Here is a 22,055-nt window from a genome sequence, read left to right as displayed (position 1 = left end):
CAATACGGCTTAAGACAGAAAGCCTTAAGCACCCGCCGATAATCTTATCCCTCTGAAGTAAAAAGAAAAGATGTAATTTTCTTTGTGCGAAATTACATTTCTCTGGAATACTGCTCGCAAAATAATATTCGGTTTTTAAATTTATATTTCATAAATAAAAGAGGGGTGAATAATTCATCCCTCTTTATTCGCTGTTCCGTTAATTACAGGTTATCCCATCGCGGTTTCCCGTAAACGCTTTTTCAACGCATTATATTCATCGATAACATAGCGCTCGGCGGCAGCCTGATCCGCTATCGGTTCGAGGCGCACGGCACAATATTTATATTCCGGCGTTTTGGTTATCGGGCTCAGGTTTTCCGTTACCAGCTCGTTGCAGGCACCAATCCACCACTGGTAGGTCATGTATACCGCACCTTTGTTTGGCCGATCGCTCACCTGGGCCCGGGTGATGACCCGGCCTTTACGTGAGGTGATCCACACCAGGGCGTCATCCTCAATGCCCAGCTGTTTGGCATCCCCGGTGTTGATTTGTACATAGCCGGGCTCATCCGCCAGCGCCGACAGCGCCGCACAGTTGCCGGTCATGGAGCGGCAGGAGTAGTGACCCACTTCGCGCACGGTGGAGAGCACCATCGGATACTCTGGCGACAGCGTATCCATCGGCGCCATCCAGTCGCAGGTGAAGAACTGCGCCAGCCCGTTCGGGGTATCGAATTTCTCGGCGAACAGGTACGAGGTGCCCCGATCTTCCGGCGACTCGTCCCGGCAGGGCCACTGGATATAGCCCAGCTCGCCCATCTTCTCGTAGGTTGCCCCCTTAAAGGCCGGGCAGAGCTGGCGCAGCTCGTCCCAGATTTGCTGGGTGTTGTCGTAGTGCATCGGATAACCCATCCGGGTGGCAATCTCGCTGATAATCTGCCAGTCGGTTTTCAGCTCCCACTTTGGCTCCACGGCTTTGAAGAAGCGCTGGAAGCCGCGATCGGCTGCGGTGTAGACCCCTTCATGCTCGCCCCAGGAGGTGGAGGGCAGGATCACGTCCGCCGCCGCCGCGGTTTTGGTCATAAAGATATCCTGGACAATCACCAGCTCCAGATCGTCAAAAGCTTTGCGCACCGCCGAGAGCTCAGCATCGGTTTGCAGCGGGTCTTCGCCCATGATGTACGCCGCCCGCATCTCGCCGTGGGCCGCGCGGTGCGGCAGCTCGCTGATACGGTAGCCGGGGTTCGCCGGCAGGCTCTCCACGCCCCAGGCTTTGGCAAATTTCTCGCGGTTTTCCGGAAACTTAACGTACTGGTAGCCCGGATAGGTATCCGGCAGTGCCCCCATGTCGCAGGCCCCCTGCACGTTATTCTGGCCACGCACCGGGTTGACCCCCGCATGGGCTTTGCCGAGATTGCCGGTCAGCATGGCAAGGCTGGTGAGCGCGCGCACGGTTTCCACCCCCTGCCAGAACTGGGTCACCCCCATGCCCCACAGCAGGGTAGCGGTGTTGGCCCTGGCATACAGACGTGCCGCCTGACGGATCTCTCCCGCACTTACGCCGGTAATGCTCTCCACCGACTCGGGCGTATAGCGTTCAACAATTTTACGATACTCATCAAAGCCCTCCGTGCGGCGGGCGACGAAGGCCCGATCGTAGAGCTGCTCGGCAATAATTACCTGTCCGATGGCGTTGAGCAGGGCGATGTTCGAGCCGTTTCGCAATGCGATATGCATATCGGCAATGCGGGCGGTTTCGATGCGCCGCGGATCGCAGACGATGATTTTTGCCCCGTTCTGTTTCGCGCGCAGAATATGGTTGGCGACAATCGGGTGCGAATCCGCCGGGTTATAGCCAAAAATAAAGACTAACGCAGTGTTATCAATCTCGTTGATGGCATTGCTCATGGCGCCATTGCCGACCGACTGGTGCAGACCTGCAACCGAGGGGCCGTGTCAGACGCGGGCGCAGCAGTCGACGTTATTGGTGCCGATAACGGCGCGCGCAAACTTCTGCATCAGATAGTTGGTTTCATTCCCGGTGCCGCGTGACGAGCCGGTGGTCTGGATCGCGTCCGGGCCGTGCTTTTCCTTGATGGCGGTGAGGCGACTGGCGACATAATCCAGCGCCTCTTCCCACGAAACGGGCGTCAGCTTGTCGCCGCGCGTTCTGCGGATCATCGGGCTTTTCAGCCGCGGGGTGAGGATTTGGGTATCGTTAATAAAATCCCAGCCGAAGTAGCCCTTCAGGCACAGCGTGCCCTGGTTGGTTTTGCCGTTGGCCGCCTCCGCCCGGACGATTGTGCCGTTATCGACCACCAGGTTGATCTTGCAACCTGATGCGCAATAGGGGCAAACCGTGATGACGTTTTTCATCGATCTCGCTCCAGTTTCATATGATGCTGATATGTCGGTTGAGTATGCCGCCTCTAAGCCGCATTCTTGTTGTGGTTTTCCCCTGACTTTACGGGTGAATCTTGGGCAATACCCTGACGAAAAACAGGCCTGCGGCAAAAATTGCGGCGGCGGAAGTGACGGGGGATGTGACGGCGGTTGAAGATTCGTGATGGAAAAGGCGTTTGGGCTGGAGCCTTGCACAGAATGGGCCAGACTGATCTTTATCTTCTCTATGGGGTCCCGTAATGAAACCAGCAATTCTGGTGGTCGATGACGACACCGCGGTCTGCGAACTGTTGCAGGACGTTCTCAACGAGCACGTCTTTACCGTCCATGTCTGCCACAACGGGCAGGATGCGCTGCGTCTGGCCAGCCAGATGCCGGATATTGCGCTGGTTTTGCTCGATATGATGCTGCCGGATATCAACGGCCTGCAGGTGTTACAGCAGCTGCAAAAACAGCGTCCTGAGCTGCCGGTCATTATGCTCACGGGTCTTGGCAGCGAGTCGGATGTGGTGGTGGGGCTGGAGATGGGGGCGGACGATTATATCGGCAAACCCTTTAACCCCCGGGTGGTGGTGGCGCGCGTTAAAGCTGTGCTCCGCCGCACTGGCGCGCTGGCGGCAGAGCCTGCGGCGGTCCCGCGGGCGGGCGGGATCGGCTTTAACGGCTGGACGCTGGATACCGCCCGCTGTGAGCTGATTGACGCCGCGCGCAACGTGGTCTCCCTGACCCAGGGCGAATACGGTCTGCTGCTGGCGCTTACCCAGAATGCCCGGCGGGTGTTGAGCCGGGAACAGCTGCTGGAGCTGACCCACAGCGAAAGCGCGGAGGTGTTTGACCGCACCATCGACGTGCTAATCATGCGCCTGCGACGGAAAATCGAAATCAATCCCCATCAGCCACTGCTGATTAAAACCATCCGCGGGCTGGGCTACGTCTTTGCCGCCGACGTGCAGCATGGCGACAGGGCGGCCTAGACCAGGGGGTTCTCCTCAATAAACAGCTGTAGCTCCTGCAACGTTTTTGCCCCGTCGATGGCGTTGGCGGCCAGCAGGCTGGCCCGGGCGCAGGCGTGCGCCATCTGAATACTCTCCGTCAGCGACAGCGATTCGTGGCAGCCATACAAAAATCCGGCGCAGAAGGCATCGCCAGCCCCGACGCTGCCGACAATCTCCTCCTGCGTAAGCCGCCACGAGGGGAGCCAGCTTCCCGCCTGGCCCGGCTCCTGACCCCACGCCCCCTCCGGGCAGTGGATCACTACCCGTGACGTCACCCCCGCCGCCAGCAGATCTGCCGCCGCCGCGGCAATATTAGCGATCACCGGCGCGTCCTGGTCATCGCGCATCGGCAGGCCGCTGAACTCGCCCGCCTCCAGCTCGTTGATCACCAGATAGTCGAGATGGCGCAGGGCAGGGAGCACCAGCGGCTGATAGCGCGGATCGCCCTTACGCGACACCAGATCGAGGGACGTTTTAAACCCCAGATCGCGCATCTGCGCCAGCAGCCGCGCGCTGCGGGTGCCATATTCTTCGTCCGGCATATCCAGGCTGTCGAGCAGCAGGAGGTAACCCAGATGGAAGATCTTCATGCTGTAATCGAGCCGGTCAAAGGCGGGCAGATCCAGCAGGCGGTTCGCCCCCGGTGAGTGGAAAAAGGTCCGCTGGCCGCTGGGGTCGGTCATTACCTGCGACATGGAGGTGGGGGCAAAGGTGGTGCGCTGTACCCGCTGGCGGTTGACGTGATACTGGTCGAGCATGGCGAGAATGTAATCCCCGTCGTTATCCTCCCCTACCAGCCCGACCGCCTGTAGCGGGATCCCGGTATGCATTTTTGCCACGGTTAACAGCACGTTGAGCGGTGCGCCGCCGGTGGCGCGCTCGCTATGGGTGATCTCCGCCAGCCAGCCGCGCTCCGGCCACTGCACAATCTGGTGGACATGGTCCACCAGCATATTACCCGCCGCGATAATGCCCCGGCGTTCCATTATGCTTGCCCCGCGCTGCCGAAGATGCGCATCTGCGCGGCGACGGTGTCGGTAATCGCCTCTTCGATGCCCAGCAGCAGCTCAGCAAACTCGTCATACAGCGGCTGCCGGTTGGCCATGCGCTGCTCCACGGTCCCCAGCGCCGCCTGGGACATGCCGGTATAGAAGTTAATTTTGTGGATCCCAAGCTCAATGGCGCGGCGAAAATCGGCGTCCCCGATCCCGGAGCCGCCGTGCAGCACCAGCGGCAGGCCGGTTTGCTGGCGGATAGCGTCAAGGCGCGTAAAATCGAGCTTCGGCTCCCCCTTGTACTTGCCGTGGGCATTGCCGATGGCTACCGCCAGGGCATCAATGCCGGTCTGGTCGACAAATTCCCGCGCCAGGGCCGGATCGGTGAAAAAGGCTTCGTCGGCGTGACCGTACAGGGCGCCGCCCTCATCGCCCCCCACCGCGCCCAGCTCCGCCTCCACCGACACGCCCACCGCGTGGCACATCTTCACCACTTCCCGCGTCTGGCGGATGTTCTCCTCGTAGCTCAGCGTGGAACCATCGAACATCACCGAGCTGAACCCCAGACGCAGCGCCCGCACCACCGCCTCGAAATGCAGACCGTGATCGAGGTTCAGCACCACCGGGATGTCATGCCGGGCGGCTTCGAACTTCACCGCCTCCACCAGGGAATCGAGCGACACGTACTTAAAGTGCACTTCGGCAATGTTGATGATAAAGGGCGAGCTCTCCTGGCGGGCCGCGGCAAAGAGCGCCCGCAGGAAGTGAGAGTCGAGGACATTAAACGCCCCCAGCGCGTAACGCTGTTCCCGGGCGTGCGCCAGCCCGTCGGCGAGAGAGATAAGCGGCATGTTCACTCCTTACAGACGAAACAGGCTGTACTCGTTACACAGCACCAGCACGGCCGGTTCGTCTTCATCAATGTTGTTATAGCGGGCGGTGGGGTGCAGGAAGTGGTTGTCGGTGTCGTCATCATTCACCGAGGAGACCTCGCCCACCAGCACATCCCCAAAACCCGCCTCACCCCAGAAGCTGTGGTACAAACCGGGCGGCAGACAGATGCTCTCTCCCGGCGCGAGACGGATATGGCTGCCTGCCGCGTGGGTCTGCTGGCACCCGTCGATGGAGACCGTAATATCGCCATCCTCTTTCTGCTCATTTTCATCGGCGTTCCACAGCTCCAGAATCAGATTGCCGCCGCCGCGGTTAATGATGTCCTCGCGTTTGCGCCAGTGGAAATGCAGCGGCGTGACCTGCCCGTCGCGCACGTGCATGATCTTTTCCGCATAGCATCTGGCCCACGGCTTGCCGCCGGGCGAGCCGTTGCGCAGGGTAAAAAGGGTCAGCCCCTGGGCGGCGAAGTTATCGCCGCCGAAGGCGGTCACGTCCCAGCCGAGGCGAAGATCGAACACCTCGCGCCAGGCCTGTGCGTCGAGCTGCTGCCAGCGGGCAGGGGGAAAGCTGGCAAAGGGGGGCAAATGCACATCGTGCATGGAGAAAAACTGCCGCGTGTGGCCGAGGATTTCGTTAATTTCGGAGCGTTTCATGGTAACTCCTTACGTGATATGCAGAGCCCCTGATAAAGAGGCTCTGCACCGATCTCACTTAACCGTCCAGCCCTTATAGGTGCCGACGTTGTTCTTATCGATCATCGTCACCGGGATCAGCACCGGCTCTTTCGGCGCCGGTTTACCCTGCAGAATGCCATAGCCAATCTCCACCGCTTTCGCCGCCATCACCTGCGGGTCCTGCGCCGGGGTGGCGATAAAGAGGGAGTTTTCGCGCTTCAGCGCCTCTTCCGCATCCGGGGAACCATCTACGCCAACGATAAAGAACTCGTTACGTTGCGCCTGTTTCGCCGCCAGATCGGCCCCGATCGCCGTCGGATCGTTGATGGCGAACACGCCGTCGATCTTCGGATTGGCGGCCAGCAGCGAGGTCATCACCTCCAGCCCGCCTTCACGGCTGCCCTTGGCGTTCTGGTTATCCGAGAGCACCTTGATATCCGGATGTTTTTTAAATTCGGTCTGGCACCCTTCCACGCGGTTCTGTACCGCAGAGACCGGCGGTCCGTTGATGATGACCACGTTGCCTTTGCCTTTCAGACGGTCGGTAATCAACTTACAGGCCATCTCGCCCGCCTGGGTGTTGTTGGAGGTGATGGTCGCATCGGCGCCTTCTGCCGCCACGTCAACCGCCACCACCACGATACCGGCATCTTTCGCGCGCTTCACCGCCGGGCCGATCCCCTTCGAGTCTGCGGCGTTAAGAATGATCATATCGACCTTAGCGGCGATGAAGTTATCAATCTGCGACACCTGCTGGCCGAGATCGTAACCGCTGGAGACCAGCGTCACTTTCACGTTATCTCCCGCCAGTTTGCGTGCTTCCAGCTCCGCCCCTTTGGTGATCTGCACAAAGAACGGGTTGGCCAGGTCACCCACCGTCACGCCGATGGACTTCAGCTCTTTGGCCTGGACAAACGGGGTTGCTGCAAGCAGTGCGCCAGCACAGAGCGCGGTAACAAGAGGTTTTAAACGCATATTTTTCGTCCTCGTTATGTAGGGTATTGTTGTTATGCACTTTGATGGTGTCGGGTACGGTATTTGTCGATCAGTACCGCAATGATGATCACCGCCCCTTTGATCACCAGTTGCCAGAAGTAGGAGACGCCCATCAGCGTCATGCCGTTGTTAAGGGTGGCGATAATCAGCGCCCCCACCAGCGTGCCGGTGATGGTGCCGATGCCGCCGACAAAGCTGGTGCCGCCGAGGATCACCGCGGCGATGGCGTCCAGCTCATAGCCGGTGCCGAGGTTGCCGTTGGCGCTGTAGAGTCGCGAGGCGCTCATCACCCCGCCCAGACCCGAGAGCAGGCCGCTCATGCCGTAGACAAACAGCAGTACCATCCAGACCTTGATGCCCGTTAAGCGCGCCGCCTGCATGTTGCCGCCCACCGCATAAATGTGTACCCCGAGGGTGGTGCGGCGCAGGATGAACCAGCAGATGGCGATGACCGCGAGGGCGATCACCACCAGCCATGGCACCGGCCCGAGGTAGTTATTGCCGATCCACTCAAAGCTGATGCTGGAGTTAATCACCGTGGTGCCGTCCGCCAGCAGATAGGCCGCCCCGCGCAGCGCCGTGTAGGTGCCGAGCGTGACGATAAAGGGGGGCAATCCGGCAAAGGCCACCAGCGCCCCGTTGATGGTGCCCAGCACCAGCCCGAGCATCAGGGCCGCCGGGACCGAGAGCATGGAGAGCTCCGGCATCAGCGACACCACCATCGCCGCTACCGCGGTGGTGCCCAGAATCGAGCCTACCGAGAGGTCGATGCCGCCGGTCAGAATGATGAAGGTCATCCCCGCCGCCAGCACGATATTGATGGAGGCCTGACGGGTGATGTTCAGCAGGTTGCTTTCGGTAAAGAAGTTCGGGGCGATAAAGCCAAAGACGGCGACAATCAGGATCAATATCGGCAGGATCCCGATGGTTTGCATTAGATCGCCCATCAGCATTTTTTTGGCGGAGGCCGCTTTGGCCACCTGTTGCGGACTATTTTGTTGGCTCATGATTTTACCGCCTGGTGATGAGAGTCGTTAACGCCGGTTGCCAGCGTCATAATGTTTTCTTGTGTGATATCGGCCCGATGCAGCTCGCCGGCGATGCTCCCTTCGCGCATCACATAGACGCGATCGCTCATGCCCACCACTTCCGGCAGTTCGCTGGAGATCATCAGGATCGCCACCCCTTTGCGCGCCATCTGGTTCATGATCCGGTAGATCTCGCTTTTGGCCCCGACATCCACGCCGCGGGTCGGCTCGTCGAGGATCAGAATGCGTGGGCCAATCGCCACCCAGCGGGAGATGAGCAGCTTCTGCTGATTGCCGCCGGAGAGACCGCCCGCCCGCACCTGGGAATGCGGCACGCGAATGTTAAGCAGGGCGATGGCATCATCGGAGATCGACTGCGCTTTTTTGCGGTTAAGCATGCCGAAGGTGGCGTCGCGCTCCAGCGTCGCCATGGTGATGTTCTCCTGCGCCGCCAGCTCAAGGAACAGCCCCTGCTCCTTGCGGTTCTCGGTTAAAAAACCGATGCCGTGCTCAATGGCGGCACGCGGGGAGTGGATCACCACCGGCTCGCCATCCACCTCAATCATGCCGCCGGTGGCCTTGCGCACGCCAAAAATCAGCTGGGCCAGCTCCGAGCGTCCGGCCCCCACCAGCCCGGCGAGCCCGACGATTTCGCCGGAGCGCACCAGCAGGCTACAGGGCTGCACTTTGCCACCGTCGGTCAGATGGTGGACATTCAGGCGCGGGCTGCCGAGAGGGATATCGCGCTCTTTATTGAACAGATCGCTCAACGGACGCCCGACCATCATCCGCACCAGTTCAGCGGCGTTGAGCTTGTCGCGGGTCAGGCTGCCGACGTACTGGCCGTCACGCAGTACGCTGACGCGATCCGACAGCTCATATACCTCCGCCATGCGGTGGCTGATGTAGATGATCGCCATCCCTTCATCGCGCAGGCGCAAAATCAGTTCAAACAGACGATGGGTCTCGCGAGAGGAGAGGGCGGCGGTGGGTTCATCCATCACCAGAATGCGGCTGTTGCGGTGCAGCGCGCGGGCAATCTCCACCTGCTGCTGCTCGGCGATGGTCAGCTTCATCACCAGATCGGTGGCCTTAAACTGGGCGCCAAGCCGGTCAATTACCGCCTGGGCCTGGGCCGCCATCTCTTTACGCTGCACCAGCCCGCCGCGCGACAGCTCGCTGCCGAGGAAGATGTTTTCGGCCACGGTAAGGTTTGGTGCCAGCTGCATCTCCTGATAAATCAGGGTGATGCCTGCCGCCAGGGCATCTTTTGGGCCTTTGATGTGAAACGGCTTGCCGTCGATCAGGATCTCGCCGCTGGTGGCGATATAAGCCCCGGCGAGAATTTTCATCAGCGTACTTTTTCCGGCGCCGTTTTCACCCATTAGCGCGTGGATCTCACCGGGGAAGACCGTCAGATCCACACCCTTCAGCGCGTGAAAGCTGCCAAAGGTTTTGGCAATGCTGCGCATCTCTAAAACCGGGGTCCTGCTCATGGCGGATCTCCTGTGACGTTCGATATCCGCACTTCATCACAGCCCGGTAAATGCAAAATGTCAGAAGTCGTTCATATTTGTCATAGTTATGAATAGTTAATGTGGATCACAGTTACGCCACGGAGCCAACATGCCTTCACGCCGTCCTCCCTTTTTCGCCAGCGCCCGTGGCCGCCTGCTGATCTTCAATCTGCTGGTGGTGGCGGTGACGTTAATGGTCAGCGGCGTGGCGGTGCTGGGCTTTCGCCACGCCAGCCATATCCAGGAGCAGGTGCAGCGCCAGACGCTGGACGACATGACCGGCAGCATGAATTTGTCGCGGGAAACCGCCAACGTGGCGACGGCGGCGGTACGTTTGTCGCAGGTGGTGGGGGCGCTGGAATATAAAGACGAAGCCAACCGGCTGAAACAGACCCAGACGGCGCTGGGCCATTCACTGGCGCAGCTTGCCGATGCGCCCCTGGCGCAGCAGGAGCCGGCGCTGGTGGCGCGGATCATCCGGCGCAGCAACGAGCTGCAACAAAGCGTGACCGGGATGCTGGAACGCGGACAGCGACGCCACCTGGAGCGTAATGCCCTGCTCAGCGCGCTCTACCAGAGCCAGAGCTATCTCCGCCATCTCCAGGAGATCAACCGCCGCTTCGCCAGTAACGTGCCCGATGCCCGCCTCCTCAGCGAGATGGACCGGCTGATCGTCGCCGCCATCGAAACCCCTTCGCCGCGGGCGACCATCCAGCAGCTTGATACGGTGACGGCGATGCTGCCCCCTGGGGCCACTCAGCCGGTGGTGGGCTTTGTGCTGCCCGATTTTAACGCCGAGCTGAACAAGCTCGGCCCGCTCTCCCGGCAGCTGGAAGAGAGCGATCTGTCGATCAGCTGGTATATGTTTCATATCAAAGCGCTGGTGGCGATCCTCAACAGCGATATCAATCAGTATGTGGAGCAGGTGGCGCAGGCATCCCAGCTGCGTACCGCCCAGAGCCATCAGGAGCTGCGCTCCATCAGCGTCTTTATTACCCTTTCCGCCGTGCTGGCGCTGATCATTACCGCCTTTGCCTGCTGGTACATCTACCGCAACCTGGGCACCAACCTGACCGCCATCTCCCGGGCGATGTCGCGGCTGGCCCACGGGGAACAGGATGTCTCGGTGCCTGCGCTGCAACGGCGGGATGAGCTGGGCGAGCTGGCGCGGGCATTCAACGTCTTTGCCCGCAATACTGCCTCGCTGGAGCACACCACCCGGCTGCTGAAAGAGAAAACCTCCCAGATGGAGGTGGATCGCATTGAACGTCAGGGGCTGGAGGAGGCGCTGCTCCACAGCCAGAAGATGAAGGCGGTGGGTCAGCTGACGGGCGGGCTGGCGCATGATTTCAATAACCTGCTGGCGGTGATCATCGGCAGCCTGGAGCTGGCCGACCCCCATTCACCGGATGCGCCGCGCATCAGCCGCGCGCTGAAGGCCGCCGAGCGCGGGGCGCTGTTGACCCAGCGCCTGCTGGCCTTCTCCCGCAAACAGTCCCTGAACCCGCACGCGGTGGAGATGAAACCCCTGCTGGAAAACCTGGCCGAGCTGATGCGCCACTCCCTGCCCGCCACCCTTTCACTGGAGATCGAAGCGCAGACCCCGGCCTGGCCGGCGTGGATTGACATCAGCCAGCTGGAAAACGCCATTATTAACCTGGTGATGAACGCCCGGGATGCGATGGAAGGGCAAAGTGGAGTGATAAAAATCCGCACCTGGAACCAGCGCGTCACCCGCAGCGACGGACGCAGGCAGGATATGGTGGCGCTGGAGGTGATCGACCACGGCTGCGGGATGTCGCAGGCCATTAAATCCCGGGTCTTCGAACCCTTCTTTACCACCAAGCAGACCGGCAGCGGCAGCGGGCTGGGGCTGTCGATGGTGTATGGCTTTGTGCGCCAGTCCGGCGGGCGGGTGGAGATCGAAAGCGCGCCCGGGCAAGGCACCACCGTGCGGCTGCATCTGCCCCGCGCCACCCAGCCAGCACTTCCCCAGCCAGAGACGCTGGCGGCCGCCGCAGCGGTACAAAGCGACCGGCTGGTACTGGTGCTGGACGACCAGAGCGATGTTCGCCAGACCCTGTGCGAACAGCTGCACCAGCTGGGCTACCTGACGCTGGAGGCGGAAACCGGCGAGCAGGCGCTGCAGATGCTGAACGCATCGTCGGATATCGAGATGTTTATCAGCGACTTAATGCTTCCCGGTACCCTGAGCGGCGCGGAGGTGATCCAGCAGGTTCGCCAGCAGTTCCCGCATCTCCCCGTGCTATTGATGAGCGGCCAGGATCTGCGCCCGGCACATAACCCACAGCTGCCGGACGTGGAGCTGCTGCGCAAGCCTTTTACCCGTGCGCAGCTGGCGCAGGCGCTGGGAAAAGTGGCCCGAATTTGAGATTCCTCCGCTACTCGCTCCACCCGCTGTTTATTACCGTAAAGCCAGCTCACCTGCGAGACTGGCTTTATGAAACACTACTCTACCGCCCTGTTATTGGGTCTGCTCTCTTTAACCAGCCATCTGGCTCACGCTGATATTGTTGACGACACCATCGGCAATATTCAGCAGGCGATTAACGACGCCTACAACCCCAACAGTGACCGCAGTAACGATGACGATGACCGTTACGATCGGCGTCGTAGCAGCGATAACCGACAGTATGAAGAGCGCCAGCGCCAGCTGGACGATCGCCGTCGTCGCCTGGATGAACGTCAGCGCCAGCTGGATGAAGACCGGCGTCGTTTAGAAGATGACGAGCGCAGGCTGGAAGAGGATTACGACCGGCGGTAATGCCAATGCCCGGCGGCGTGTCGCTTGCACGGGCCTACGGTTTTGTAGGCCGGGTAAGGCGAAGCCGCCACCCGGCATTGCGATACCTCAGTCCAGCGCCAGTACCATCCCGTCATACCCCGCCTCAAACCCCACAGGGAGCGGGTTGTCCATCATCCACACGTCAAACTCATGGCTGATATGGGTCAGGATCACCTGCGGGCAGCCAATTACCTGATTGAGCGCAATAACCGTATTTAAATCGCAGTGGTTGCGCGGGGGCTCGTCCTGCGGCGCATGGCTACAGTCAATCACGATCGCCTGCGGCTGGTTGTTGAGCAGAAACTTCACCGTTTTCTCCGGCAGTCCGGCGGTATCGGAGAGCCAGGCCACGCGGCTGTGGGCGCTCTCCAGCAGATAGCCAAAAGTCAGCTTTGAATGGTTGAGCGGCAGCGGCGTCACCCGCAAGCCCTGGAGTTCAAAGACCACAAACGGCTCGAGAGTATGGCTAAAGTCGAGAAGGCCGGGATGTTTAAAGAGATCGTCGCACCCGGCTTCATCTGGCGGGCCGTAGACCGGAATGGTCGCCCCCACGCCCCAGCGCAGCGGAAACAGCCCCTGGACATGATCCATATGGTAATGGGTGAGTAAAATCTGCTGAAAACTGCCCGCAGGCCAGTCGTCCATCAGGTGCGGGATCCCGGCATCCAGCAGCGTCACCGCATCATTGAATTTGACCACCGCGCTACAGGGGCGACGGCGATAATCTTCCTGCAAACGCGCCCGGCGGCAGGCCGGACAGTCGCAGCCAAAAGCGGGCACCAGCTGGGCGCCACCGGTTCCCGTTAACGTAATGGTCAGACTCATGGCGCCTCCTTACAGAGGTTTAGTGAAGCGGAAGTGGCTCTGGGTATACCCTTCACGAAGATAAAAGCGGTGCGCATCGAGACGCTTTACGCTGGTGGAGAGCTCGGTCATCTCCGCCCCGGCGTGGCGGGCCTATTCTTCCGCCCAGGCCAGCAGCCGGCTGCCGACCTTCAGACCGCGCGCCTGCGGCATCACCACCAGCTCCTGGATCTCGCCGATCCAGTTGGTGTGATGCAGGTGAAACTGCATGTGCAGGCCGATCATCCCGATGATATGTCCATCCTGTTCCGCCAGCTGGTAACGCATATTGTGATCCTGCAGATTGGCCGCGAACCCCGCATGGAACGCCGAACGGTCAAGCTCCGCCTGTTTTAACTCACAGATCAGGCCATAGACCGCGTCAACGTCCTCCGCGGTGGCGGGGCGCAACTCACACTCGGGCATGGTTTTTCTCCTTCTGGCTAATGAGTGAAAGGAAGTTGTCGACAGACTGATGCAAACTGCCGTCATTGTTAAGGATCGGGCAGTCGGACGGCGTATAACGGGCGGCGCGCGCCAGCCGCTGGTCGATCTCTTTAGCGCTCTCCCGCCCACGCGCCTGCAGTCGGCTACGCAGGATCTCCGGCGACACCTGCAGGCAGATCGGCAGCAATGCCCCGGCGTAACGCGCCTGCGCCTGGGGCAGATGGGCGCGCGAGCCGTTTACCACCACGTCGAACCCGGCGTGCAGCCAGAGATCGATCTCCAGACCCACCCCATAATAATAGCCATTAGCGTGCCAGCTCAGGGCAAACAGATGCTGCCCAGCGCGGGTAAAAAACTCCGGCTCGCTGAGGGCGATGTGGTTTTCGCTCCCGGCAGTAGCGGCGCGCGTGATATAGCGGTGCGCCACCAGCAGTTGTGGATGAGGCTGCTCGCGCAACGCCGCCAGCAGGCTATCTTTTCCGGAGCCGGAAGGCCCCATTAACCAGATTAGTCTTCCCATCAGAACACCCGTTTTCCCTGACGCCAGACGTGGTCGATATGAATGTGCTCGCCTTTGCGGTGCGCCAGCACCAGATCCGCCCGCTTGCCTTCGCCAATCACCCCGCGATCGTGCAGGTTGAGCGCCTGCGCCGGGTTGCGGGTCATTAGGCGGATCGCCTGCGGCAGGGTAAAACGATTCTCCTCGTCGTCCGCCACCCGGAACGCCGCATCCAGCAGGCTGGCGGGGTAGTAATCGGAGGAGAGGATATCTAGCAGGCCGAGGGAAGCGAGCTGGCTTGCCGCTACGTTGCCTGAGTGCGAGCCGCCGCGCACGATATTCGGGGCGCCCATCAGCACGTTCATTCCGTGCTGGCGGGAGGCCTCTGCGGCTTCGAACGTGGTAGGAAATTCGGCGATCACGCTGCCAAGCTGCCGGGATTCAAGCACATGATCCGCGGTTGCGTCGTCATGGCTGGCGAGGGCGATATTGCGCGCCCGGCACAGCGCAGCGATGGCCTGGCGGTTGGGCTGCGACCAGCGGGCGGCAAGCGCCAGCTGCTCCTCTTCGTAGCGCGCCATCTGCGCGTCGTTGAGGGCATATTTACCCTGATAATATTCACGATACTTTTCGATATTAGCGAACTGGCGCTGGCCCGGAGAGTGATCCATCAGCGACACCAGAGTGACCGGCTCACGGTCCACCAGCTTCTCGAACAGCGGCAGGGTGGTGTGATGGGGTAGCTCGCAGCGCAGGTGCAGGCGGTGCTCGGCGCGGTTGAGGCCGCGCTTCTGCGTCTCTTCCACGGCGTTGATCATCTTCTCCAGATTCTCCAGACGATCGCCGCCGTCGCGCACGTCGCCAATCGCCACCGCATCCAGCACCGTGGTGATGCCGCTGGCGACCATCATCCCGTCGTGGCTGCTCATTGCCGAATGGGCGGGCCAGTCCACTTTGGGCCGCGGGGTGAAGAACTTATCCATGTTGTCGGTGTGCAGCTCAATCAGCCCTGGCAGCAGCCAGCCGCCTTCACCGTCCATCGCTTCCGGCAGGCGGCTTTGGGTTTCGGCAAAGGCGCGAATGATGCCGTCCTGAATGTCGATGGAGCCGTCAACGACCTCGTTTTCCAGCACCAGTTTTACGTTATTGACGATCATGCGGTGATCCCCATCGGGTGCAGACGATCCGCCACGCGATCCCGCACCGCGTCGTCGTGGAAGATCCCGACGATCGCTGCGCCGCGCGCTTTGGCCTCTTCGATCAGTTCAATAACCGCCGCGCTGTTTTTGGCATCCAGCGAGGCGGTCGGTTCATCGAGCAGTAAAATCGGGTAATCGACGATAAAGCCGCGGGCTATATTCACCCGCTGCTGCTCGCCGCCGGAGAAGGTGGAGGGGGCGAGATGCCACAGGCGCTCCGGCACGTTAAGGCGCGTCAGCAGGCTGGCGGCTTTGGCGGCGCAGATGTCGCGCGGTACGCCCAGATCCAGCAGCGGCTGCATCACCACCTCCAGCGCCGGAACGCGCGGGATCACCCGTAAAAACTGGCTGACCCAGCCAATGGTGGTGCGCCTGACGTCCCGCACCTTACGCGCCGGGGCCTGCACCAGATCGACCCATTCGTCGCCGTGGCGCACATGGATATGGCCTTCGTCCGGCAGGTAGTTGGCATACAGCGAGCGCAGCAGGGTCGATTTGCCGCTGCCGGAGTGGCCGTGCAGCACCACGCATTCGCCATTTTTTACCTCAAGGGAGGCGTTTTGCAGCACCGGCAGGCGCACGCCGTTTTGCTGGTGGAGTACAAAGGTCTTACTTACGTTTTGTACGTGGATCATTTTGGCCTCGTGGCATTTTCTTGCCGGGTGGCGCTTCGCTTACCCGGCCTACAAGGTGCTGGATTCATTGCCGGGTGGCGCTTCGCTTACCCGGCCTACAAAGAGCGCGGTCCGTAGGCCGGGTCAGGCGAAGCCGCCACCCGGCAACAGCAACCTCAATTCTGCAATACCGATGACACCAGCAACTGGGTGTAGGGATGGTGGGGATCGTCGAGTACCCGGTCGGTCAGCCCACTTTCCACCACTTCGCCGCTCTTCATCACCAGCAGACGGTCCGCCAGCAGGCGGGCAACGCCCAGGTCGTGGGTGACAATCACCACCGCCAGGTTCAGCTCCACCACCAGACCGCGGAGCAGATCCAGCAGGCGGGCCTGCACCGACACGTCCAGCCCACCGGTAGGTTCATCCATAAAGACCAGTTTCGGATGGGTAACCAGGTTGCGGGCGATCTGCAGGCGCTGCTGCATCCCGCCGGAGAAGGTGGTGGGCAGGTCGTCGATGCGCGACGCCGGGATCTCCACCTCCTCCAGCCACTGTTTCGCCGTCGCGCGGATGTCGCCGTAGTGGCGCGCGCCGGTGGCCATCAGCCGTTCGCCGATGTTGCCCCCCGCCGAGACCTGGCGGCGCAGGCCATCCATCGGATGCTGATGCACCACGCCCCACTCGGTGCGCAGCAGGCGACGTCGCTCGGCCTCGCTCATGCCATACAGCGAGTGGCCGTCATAGAGAATGTCGCCGTTCTGCGGTGTCAGGCGCGCCGAGAGGGATTTCAGCAGGGTGGTTTTGCCGGAGCCGGACTCGCCGACAATCCCCAGCACTTCCCCCGGCCACAGGTCAAACGACACGTCGCTGAAGCCTTTGCCCGGCGCATAAAGGTGGGTCAGGTTAGTGACCGAAAGCAGCGGTTTCATTGGCTGTTGGCCTCGCTCTGTTGGCGGCAAAAATCGGTATCGGAGCAGACAAACATCCGTTTGCCGGTGTCATCCAGCACCACTTCGTCGAGATAGCTGTGCTTCGACCCGCAGATGGCGCACGGCTCATCCCACTCCTGCACCGTAAACGGGTGATCGTCGAAGTCGAGGCTCTCAACCCGCGTGTAGGGCGGCACGGCGTAGATGCGTTTTTCGCGCCCGGCACCAAAGAGTTGCAGGGCGGGCATCATGTCCATCTTCGGGTTATCGAACTTCGGGATCGGCGACGGGTCCATCACGTAGCGCCCGTTCACCTTCACCGGGTAGGCGTAGGTGGTGGCGATGTGGCCGAAGCGGGCGATATCCTCGTACAGCTTCACCTGCATTACGCCGTACTCTTCCAGGGCGTGCATGGTGCGGGTTTCGGTTTCGCGCGGCTCGATAAAGCGCAGCGGTTCGGGGATCGGCACCTGGAAAATCAAAATCTGATCTTCAACGAGCGGGGTCTCCGGGATGCGGTGGCGGGTCTGGATCAGCGTGGCGTCTTCGGTGCGCTCGGTGGTGTTCACCCCCGTCACGCGCGTAAAGAACTGGCGGATCGAGACGGCGTTGGTGGTGTCGTCCGCCCCCTGGTCAATCACCTTCAGCACGTCCGCTTCGCCAATCACGCTGGCGGTGATCTGAATCCCGCCGGTGCCCCAGCCGTAGGGCATGGGCATTTCACGGCCACCGAACGGCACCTGATAGCCGGGGATGGCGACCGCTTTTAAAATGGCGCGGCGGATCATGCGTTTGGTTTGCTCATCCAGATAAGCAAAGTTGTAGCCGCTGAGGTTAGCCATTGTCGCGCTCCTGTTGCAGACGTTTAAGCAGCTCCAGTTCAGCCTGGAAATCGACGTAGTGCGGCAGCTTGAGGTGCGAGACAAAGCCTGCGGCCTCGACGTTATCCGCGTGGGCCAGCACAAACTCCTCGTCCTGCGCCGGGCCTGTAATGTTCTCGTCGTAGTCGGGAGCCTGAAGGGCGCGGTCAACCAGCGCCATCGCCATCGCCTTGCGCTCGCCCATGCCGAACACCAGGCCGTAGCCGCGGGTGAAGTGCGGCGCGTCGTTATCCGGGGTGACGAAGCCGTTCACCATTTCGCATTCGGTCATCAGCAATTCACCGACGTTCACCGCAAATCCCAGCTCTTCCGGCACAATATTGATGTCGATATAGCCGCTGCGGATCTCCCCCGCGAAGGGGTGGTTACGACCGTAGCCACGCTGGGTGGAGTAGGCCAGCGCCAGCAGATAGCCCTCGTCGCCGCGCATCAGCTGCTGCAGGCGCGATGAGCGTGAACAGGGGTAAACCGGCGGCGTGCGGGTGATGTCGTCCGGCTCATCGCCATAATCTTCTTCCGCTTTCGCCAGCCCCTGATTGGCCAGCAGGCTAAAGACGTGCGGCGCGGCGTCCTGCTCGGTGTGTGAGGGAGTCAGGCGAGGGGCTTCGCCGTTTGCCAGCAGGGTAAAATCGAGCAGGCGATGGGTGTAATCGTAGGTCGGGCCAAGCAGCTGGCCGCCGGGAATGTCTTTATAGACCGCCGAAATACGGCGCTCCAGGCGCATCTCTGCGGTGTTGATGGGCTCGCTCACCGCCAGCTTCGCCAGCGTAGTGCGGTAGGCGCGCAGCAGGAAGATGGCCTCGACGTTATCACCGCTGGCCTGTTTCAGCGCCAGGGCCGCCAGCTCGCGATCGGCGATGCCGCCTTCGGTCATCACCCGGTCAACGGCCAGGTTCAACTGCTGTTCAATCTGGGCGACGCTCAGCTCGGGGATCTGCTCATCGCCCCGGCGTCTGTGCTCCTGCAACGCGTGGGCGGCGGCGATCGCCTTCTCGCCCCCTTTGACGGCAACGTACATCAGCATACCTCCACGTGGGTGGTTCGCGGGATCGCCAGCAGGCGCTCGCCGCAGGTCAGCAGCAGGTCGATCCCCAGCGGGAACGGGTGCGGGCGCTCGGTCAGCTCGTGAATGATGCATTCCGGCAGCTGCGGGGCGACCATCCGCTCCTCGGCGATGCCGGCCCCGGTCAGGCGCAGCATGCGTCCGCCACTCAGGCTGGAAACCTGCAAAATCAGGGTGGCGCTGGTCTCCGGTGCCACGGCGGTGCCCTCGCTCAGGGCGTTGAGCTGCTCGTGGCCGATCTGCTCGTCGGCGACGGCGAACACCGCCTGCTGCGGCTGCTCCACCAGCGGGGCGCTGGTATGAAAACGCAGGTTGCTGCTGACGATATCGTTGCTGACGGAGCCCGACAGCCAGACCGGGGTGTCGTTATCGGCCAGGGTCAGCAGCACGCTGGTGGTGGCGAGGTTCAGCGGCTGCCAGCCATGCTTAAGCTGATGCAGCGAGACGATGACGCCCGGCTCGCTCATCGCTTTCAGCAGACGACGAAAACTGTGCTGGGCATCCTGCACGGCAAGGGTAAAAGCGGGGTGAAGTGTCATGCGTTGTCTCCGCGAACGAGCGTAAAGAAGTCGACCCGGCTGGTGTTCACTTCGGCCTGACGGGCGGCAAGGCGTGCGGCGCGGTCGGCTTCCAGCGGGGCAATAACGGTTTCCATCAGGGCCTGAAAATGGGGCGCTTCCTGCAGCAGGGCGTCCACAACGGCGCACTGCTCGGCGTGGGGTTTGTTACGCCCGAGCAGGTAGCTGTAGCCGAGGGTGCCGCTGGCAAGCCGCACCACGGCGCGGGTCAGGGTGGCATCGCCAGCGAAGTAGCGGGCCCCGGTACCGCCCATCCGCGCCTGGATCTGCACCAGTCCGGTTTCAGGCGCGCGGATCAGTTCATAAGCGGGCGACAGGCTCAGCGCCGACATCCGCGCGGCAAGCGCCGCAGGCTGGCTGTGGGCGAGCACCGCCATCCAGTGCTGACGGGTGGAGGTATCGAAATGCATTCAGTGCTCCATGGTGAATTCAATCATGTCGGCGCGGGTCAGGCTGACGGAGTACTCCGTCGCGTTCACCTCGCCGTCACGGTGGTTAAGGGTGCGCACGCAGAGCAGGGGCGCCATGTTGGGGATCTCCAGCACCTTGCTCTCTTTGGCCTGGGCGCGGCGGGCGCTGATGCGCGTCTGGGTGCGTTTGAGCGCAACCCCCGTAGCATCCTGCAGAAAGTCATGCAGCGAGCCGCTGGTGAAATGTCGCAGCACCGGCCAGAGGGCCAGGTCCGCGAAGTAGTGATCGATCTGGCACACCGCCACGCCATTGACCCGGCGCAGGGTACGCAGGTGGATGACGTTGTCCCCCTCCTGGATCCCCAGCGCATCCGCCACGTGGCTGGAGGCCGGACGCAGCACCGAGAGCAGCTTTTCGCTGGTGGGGTGGCTGCCCTGATCCAGCAGGTTCTGGCTGAAGCGCGCCTGGGCGTTGAGCGGGTAGTCGAACGGGCGCATCAGCACCAGCACACCGACGCCCTGGCGGCGCTGCACCCAGCCACGCTCCACCAGCTGGTCAATGGCCCGGCGCAGGGTGTGACGGTTGACTTCATAGCGATCGGCAAGCTGCTGTTCCGCAGGTAGATAGTCCCCGCAGCGGTAGTGCGTGCGCAGCTCTACTTCGAGCTTCGCCGCAATCTCTTGCCAGCGGGTGGGGTAACTGGTCGGATGTCTGGATAAGTGCATACAAATCAAAGCCTCGCTTCTCAGATGAAGTGCTTACGCAAACGTTGAGAGAGGAAGTCCAGCAGGCTGACGGTGATGATGATGAGCACCATCAGGGCGCAGGTTTGCTGGAACTGGAAACCGCGGATCGCTTCCCACAGGGTGACGCCAATTCCGCCTGCGCCCACCATGCCAACAACGGTGGCGGAGCGGACGTTGGACTCAAAGCGGTAGAGGGAGTAGGAGATGAGCAGCGGCATCACCTGGGGCAGCACGCCGTAAAGGATCTCTTCAATTTTGTTGGCACCGGTGGCGCGAATGCCTTCGACCGGGCCGGGCTCAATGGCTTCTACCGCTTCCGAAAGCAGCTTGGAGAGTACGCCGGTGGTGTGAATAAAAAGCGCCAGCACCCCGGCGAAGGGACCGAGACCGACGGCGACCACGAACAACATCGCAAAGACCATTTCGTTGATGGCGCGGCAGGCGTCCATCAGGCGGCGCACCGGCTGGTAAACCCACCACGGCACAATGTTGTCGGCACTCATCAGGCCGAAGGGAATGGAGAGCACCACGGCCAGGGCGGTGCCCCAGACGGCAATTTGCAGCGTGACGGCCATTTCGCTGAGGTAGTCCTGCCACTGGCTGAAGTCCGGCGGGAAGAAGTCGGCGGCGAAGGTCGCCATGTTGCCCGAGTCCTGGATCAGCGTCAGCGGGGCCATTTCCGCGCCCTTCCAGGAGATAACCAGCACCGCCAGCAGGATGGCCCAGCTTATTAGCGAGAACCAGCTGCGTTTTGGCGGTGGGAGGGTGATGGTTTGCATGTGTGCTCCTTAATCTGTTCTCCCTCTCCCTTAAGGGAGAGGGGACTTAATCACTGCACCGCTTTGGTCACGCTGGTCATCGCGCCCAGCGCGGCGGTCAGGCGGTCGAGATCGTCCAGCTGCGCCTGAATTTCAGACAGCTTGCTGTTCTTCTCTTCCTCTTTCAGCGTCTTGTTGTCCTTCACGCCCTGGATCTGTTTGAACAGCGCCAGCTGGCGAATCGGCACCAGCTGCAGGTCGCTGGAGGCGCGGAACGGCGCCCAGCCCAGGCGTTCCAGCACGGTTTTCTCTTCCGCGGTTTTGCCGTAGTTCATAAAGAAGTCGTACACCTTCTCCTTGGTGCTTTCGGAGAGGTTCTTACGCCACACAATCGGGTCGCCCGGGATCAGCGGGGATTTCCAGATCACCTTCAGTTGTTTCAGCTTGTCTGGCGCGGAGGTCTTCAGCTTGTCGAGGTTTTCGGTGTTGTTGGTGGCAACATCCACCTGTTTGTTGGCGACGGCCAGGGCGTTGGTTTCATGCCCGGCGTTGACCGTGCGTTTGAATTCGCTGGTGGAGACATTGTTTTTGGCAAAGACGTAATAGCCCGGCACCAGGAAGCCTGATGTGGAGTTGGGATCGCCGTTGCCAAAGGTGAGCTCTTTACGCCGGGAGAGCATGTCGTTGAGGTTGTTGATCGGGCTCTCTTTGTTGACGATCAGCACGCTCCAGTAACCCGGGGAGCCGTCGGCGGCCACGGTTTGCGCAAAGACCTGACCATTGGCACGATCCAC

The 22,055-nt window shown here is 61.4% G+C and carries 22 protein-coding genes and 1 pseudogene; 3 read left to right on the top strand and 20 right to left on the bottom strand.

Going from position 1 to position 22,055, the window contains the following annotated elements; all coding sequences use genetic code 11:
• Nucleotides 1-210: 210 nt before the first annotated feature.
• Nucleotides 211-2,358: a formate dehydrogenase subunit alpha gene (gene fdhF, locus WFM46_RS01105; protein ID WP_336996919.1), complete on the bottom strand. Its 2,148-nt coding sequence runs from the start codon at nt 2,356-2,358 to the stop codon at nt 211-213.
• Nucleotides 2,359-2,624: 266 nt separating this feature from the next.
• Here fdhF and WFM46_RS01100 point away from each other — a divergent pair, with 266 nt between their 5' ends.
• Entirely contained in the window at nt 2,625-3,359 is a 735-nt protein-coding gene (locus tag WFM46_RS01100) for a response regulator (protein ID WP_103177887.1), read from the top strand.
• Here the strand turns inward: WFM46_RS01100 and WFM46_RS01095 are convergent.
• From WFM46_RS01095 to WFM46_RS01070, 6 genes are read right to left on the bottom strand one after another with little or no spacing between them, the layout of a single operon-like run.
• Entirely contained in the window at nt 3,356-4,369 is a 1,014-nt protein-coding gene (locus WFM46_RS01095) for a carbohydrate kinase family protein (protein ID WP_336996939.1), read from the bottom strand. The two genes, WFM46_RS01100 and WFM46_RS01095, sit on opposite strands and share 4 nt — an antisense overlap.
• On the bottom strand, nt 4,366-5,226 hold the full coding sequence (locus WFM46_RS01090; RefSeq protein ID WP_336996918.1) for a ketose 1,6-bisphosphate aldolase: 861 nt from the start codon (nt 5,224-5,226) through the stop codon (nt 4,366-4,368). Before WFM46_RS01090 ends, WFM46_RS01095 begins: the two co-directional genes overlap by 4 nt.
• Nucleotides 5,227-5,235: 9 nt before the next feature.
• Nucleotides 5,236-5,922, bottom strand: coding sequence for a D-lyxose/D-mannose isomerase (locus WFM46_RS01085; RefSeq protein ID WP_103825422.1), 687 nt, complete (start codon nt 5,920-5,922; stop codon nt 5,236-5,238).
• A gap of 54 nt (nt 5,923-5,976) precedes the next feature.
• On the bottom strand, nt 5,977-6,918 hold the full coding sequence (locus tag WFM46_RS01080) for an ABC transporter substrate-binding protein (RefSeq protein ID WP_103177891.1): 942 nt from the start codon (nt 6,916-6,918) through the stop codon (nt 5,977-5,979).
• Between the two features lie 32 nt (nt 6,919-6,950).
• Nucleotides 6,951-7,946: an ABC transporter permease subunit gene (locus WFM46_RS01075; RefSeq protein ID WP_336996917.1), complete on the bottom strand. Its 996-nt coding sequence runs from the start codon at nt 7,944-7,946 to the stop codon at nt 6,951-6,953.
• Nucleotides 7,943-9,463: a sugar ABC transporter ATP-binding protein gene (locus WFM46_RS01070; RefSeq protein WP_156653742.1), complete on the bottom strand. Its 1,521-nt coding sequence runs from the start codon at nt 9,461-9,463 to the stop codon at nt 7,943-7,945. The genes WFM46_RS01075 and WFM46_RS01070 overlap by 4 nt, the downstream gene beginning before the upstream one ends.
• Nucleotides 9,464-9,593: 130 nt before the next feature.
• Between WFM46_RS01070 and WFM46_RS01065 the strand changes: the two genes are divergently transcribed.
• A complete protein-coding gene (locus WFM46_RS01065; RefSeq protein ID WP_336996916.1) occupies nt 9,594-11,876 on the top strand; it encodes an ATP-binding protein in 2,283 nt (760 codons plus the stop codon).
• Nucleotides 11,877-11,945: 69 nt separating this feature from the next.
• Entirely contained in the window at nt 11,946-12,269 is a 324-nt protein-coding gene (gene yjdP, locus WFM46_RS01060; protein ID WP_103177896.1) for a DDRRRQL repeat protein YjdP, read from the top strand.
• Between the two features lie 87 nt (nt 12,270-12,356).
• On the opposite strand, the gene phnP is transcribed toward yjdP, so the two are convergent.
• The 13 genes and pseudogenes from phnP to phnD all read right to left on the bottom strand — a co-directional run.
• Complete coding sequence (phnP, locus tag WFM46_RS01055; protein WP_336996915.1) at nt 12,357-13,115, bottom strand: phosphonate metabolism protein PhnP; 759 nt, start codon at nt 13,113-13,115, stop codon at nt 12,357-12,359.
• 9 nt (nt 13,116-13,124) lie between these two features.
• Nucleotides 13,125-13,559: pseudogene (gene phnO, locus WFM46_RS01050) on the bottom strand (aminoalkylphosphonate N-acetyltransferase).
• Complete coding sequence (gene phnN / locus WFM46_RS01045) at nt 13,546-14,103, bottom strand: ribose 1,5-bisphosphokinase (RefSeq protein WP_103177899.1); 558 nt, start codon at nt 14,101-14,103, stop codon at nt 13,546-13,548. Before phnN ends, phnO begins: the two are co-directional and overlap by 14 nt.
• The gene (gene phnM, locus WFM46_RS01040; RefSeq protein ID WP_336996914.1) at nt 14,100-15,236 is read right to left on the bottom strand and encodes an alpha-D-ribose 1-methylphosphonate 5-triphosphate diphosphatase; all 1,137 of its coding nucleotides are present in this window, start codon (nt 15,234-15,236) and stop codon (nt 14,100-14,102) included. Before phnM ends, phnN begins: the two co-directional genes overlap by 4 nt.
• Entirely contained in the window at nt 15,233-15,913 is a 681-nt protein-coding gene (gene phnL / locus WFM46_RS01035; RefSeq protein WP_159340251.1) for a phosphonate C-P lyase system protein PhnL, read from the bottom strand. The genes phnM and phnL overlap by 4 nt, the downstream gene beginning before the upstream one ends.
• Nucleotides 15,914-16,068: 155 nt before the next feature.
• Nucleotides 16,069-16,824, bottom strand: a complete 756-nt coding sequence (phnK, locus tag WFM46_RS01030) for a phosphonate C-P lyase system protein PhnK (protein ID WP_156653748.1) — start codon at nt 16,822-16,824, stop codon at nt 16,069-16,071.
• Complete coding sequence (gene phnJ / locus WFM46_RS01025; RefSeq protein ID WP_103177903.1) at nt 16,821-17,666, bottom strand: alpha-D-ribose 1-methylphosphonate 5-phosphate C-P-lyase PhnJ; 846 nt, start codon at nt 17,664-17,666, stop codon at nt 16,821-16,823. Before phnJ ends, phnK begins: the two co-directional genes overlap by 4 nt.
• Nucleotides 17,659-18,723, bottom strand: a complete 1,065-nt coding sequence (locus WFM46_RS01020; RefSeq protein WP_336996913.1) for a carbon-phosphorus lyase complex subunit PhnI — start codon at nt 18,721-18,723, stop codon at nt 17,659-17,661. Before WFM46_RS01020 ends, phnJ begins: the two co-directional genes overlap by 8 nt.
• Entirely contained in the window at nt 18,723-19,307 is a 585-nt protein-coding gene (gene phnH, locus WFM46_RS01015; protein ID WP_103177905.1) for a phosphonate C-P lyase system protein PhnH, read from the bottom strand. Before phnH ends, WFM46_RS01020 begins: the two co-directional genes overlap by 1 nt.
• Nucleotides 19,304-19,756: a phosphonate C-P lyase system protein PhnG gene (gene phnG / locus WFM46_RS01010; RefSeq protein WP_103177906.1), complete on the bottom strand. Its 453-nt coding sequence runs from the start codon at nt 19,754-19,756 to the stop codon at nt 19,304-19,306. The genes phnH and phnG overlap by 4 nt, the downstream gene beginning before the upstream one ends.
• Entirely contained in the window at nt 19,757-20,482 is a 726-nt protein-coding gene (phnF, locus tag WFM46_RS01005; RefSeq protein ID WP_336996912.1) for a phosphonate metabolism transcriptional regulator PhnF, read from the bottom strand.
• Nucleotides 20,483-20,502: 20 nt separating this feature from the next.
• Nucleotides 20,503-21,282 carry a phosphonate ABC transporter, permease protein PhnE gene (gene phnE, locus WFM46_RS01000; protein ID WP_159340249.1) on the bottom strand — a complete coding sequence of 260 codons (780 nt, stop codon included), beginning with the start codon at nt 21,280-21,282 and terminating at the stop codon, nt 20,503-20,505.
• Between the two features lie 50 nt (nt 21,283-21,332).
• The coding region (gene phnD / locus WFM46_RS00995) for a phosphate/phosphite/phosphonate ABC transporter substrate-binding protein (protein ID WP_336996911.1) at nt 21,333-22,055 on the bottom strand (723 nt) is incomplete at its 5' end.

This window comes from Leclercia sp. M50 (assembly GCF_037150775.1).
Classification (GTDB): Bacteria; Pseudomonadota; Gammaproteobacteria; order Enterobacterales; family Enterobacteriaceae; genus Enterobacter.
This window is presented reverse-complemented; position numbering and strand designations above follow the sequence as displayed.